Source organism: Poinsettia branch-inducing phytoplasma str. JR1 (assembly GCF_000309465.1).
Taxonomy (GTDB): Bacteria; Bacillota_I; Bacilli_A; order Acholeplasmatales; family Acholeplasmataceae; genus Phytoplasma; species Phytoplasma pruni.
Map to the genome: position 1 here is coordinate 1 of NZ_AKIK01000030.1, position 1577 is coordinate 1577.

At 29.3% G+C, this 1577-nt stretch carries 2 protein-coding genes and 1 pseudogene; all 3 read left to right on the top strand.

Going from position 1 to position 1577, the window contains the following annotated elements; translation table 11 throughout:
* Positions 1 to 861, top strand: a pseudogene (locus ON17_RS03530) (hypothetical protein); the annotation flags it as partial.
* 94 nt (positions 862 to 955) lie between these two features.
* On the top strand, positions 956 to 1231 hold the full coding sequence (locus ON17_RS00800; protein WP_017191589.1) for a hypothetical protein: 276 nt from the start codon (positions 956 to 958) through the stop codon (positions 1229 to 1231).
* Positions 1232 to 1577: hypothetical protein (locus tag ON17_RS00805; RefSeq protein WP_026071981.1), on the top strand; the 346-nt coding region annotated here is incomplete at its 3' end. It lies immediately after the preceding gene.

Below are 1577 nucleotides of genomic sequence, written 5' to 3' on the forward strand. Positions count from 1 at the left end.
CAAGAAAACAATAATTTAAGAGAAAAATATAATCATGATTTAAATAAAGTAAAAGAAGAATTGTCTGATAAAAATAAAGAAAATGAAGCCTTAATCAAAGAAATTAATCAAATTAAAGATGATTTAGAAAAAAATGGTAATATTGACCAAACTCTTCAAAATCAATTAACTATTAAACAAGAAGCATTAAAAATGACTAAAGAAAGAGTCCAACAATTAGAAGAACACGAAAAAGCATTACAAAATATTATTAAACAAAAAGATGAAGAAATAGCGGAATTACAGAAAACTATTAAAGCACAAGCAACGGAAATAAACCGTTTAAATGTAATCATTAAAGAACAAATGGATCTTTATGTCCAACAAGGGCAAAAAATTAAAAATTTAGAAGCCCATATTCAAACCTTAGATAAAACTATTAAAGATTTAGAAGATAAAAATACTACTTTAGGGGAAGAAAACCAACAACTCAGAGATATAATCGCTGGTTTAAGAATTAAGGTTGCAAAATATAAACAAGAATTAGCTGATGAACAAACTGCTCATCAAAAGACACAAGAAAAGTTAGATAAGCAAGTTGACAAATATCAAACATTAAACCAAGAAATAAACACTTTAAACCAACAATTCAAAAATAAAGAAAATCAATGGAAAAAAAGAGTAAGGAATGTGTCTAAAGGCGGAACTGCTGTAGGTTTAGGAGCTGGTATTGGTAGTATGGTTGCACCTGGTGTTGGTACTGTAGTTGTCGGAGCCATAGGCGCAGTAGTAGGCAAAGCTGTGACTCATGATTGGAACACAACCTGGAAAGATATTAAAGGTTGGTTGTCTGAAGATACTAAAGGTTGGTGGCCTTCATAATTATTAACCATATCAAAAATAGTTTATTTATTTTATGGTTATTATGTTATTATTAATAATAAATCATTAACAAAAGGAGTTCTAAAAAAATATTATGTCAAAAAAACGTTTATTATTTATTGTTATGTTTAATGCTTTAGGGTTTTTATTATTATTCATTATAGTTATTGTCTTCATTCCAAAAAAAACTCCTGTCAGCCCTAAACCTATTCCTACTCCAACTGTTGAGGTTAAAAGAGAATGGTTTAAAACCGCAGACAGAACTGAATATATTAGTAGTGGTGCAAATTTGCAAATAATAGATATCAAAGGACAAAGTTATCCCATTACTAAAGAAAACCAACCATATTTAAATAACCAAGGAAAATAGATGATGCCAGGAGTTAAGGAAGAAGGCACACCCATGATAGAAGCCTTTTATACTTTTTATGGCTTAGAGGGTTTAGGATATTACGCTAAACAAATCGCTTTAAATGAACAAAAAATCGCAGCCTTAAAAGAAAAGTATCATAAAACCCCTTTATTAGATATTGTAGCTTTAAAAAAGGAAATCGAAACTTTAGGAGTCGAAACTTATGGAGAAGCTTTTTATAACCAAATAGATCCACAATATTTAAATAGTCATCGTAATGTTAAACCTCTTTATTATTTACAACAAGCTAAAGGGATTAAATCCCTCCAACACAGACTTAATACTCAAAAAGAACCAACTGATT

Bases quoted from the DNA above. Each gene is read 5' to 3' on its own strand.
- ON17_RS00800 (WP_017191589.1), top strand. From the start codon at position 956: ATGTCAAAAAAACGTTTATTATTTATTGTTATGTTTAATGCTTTAGGG.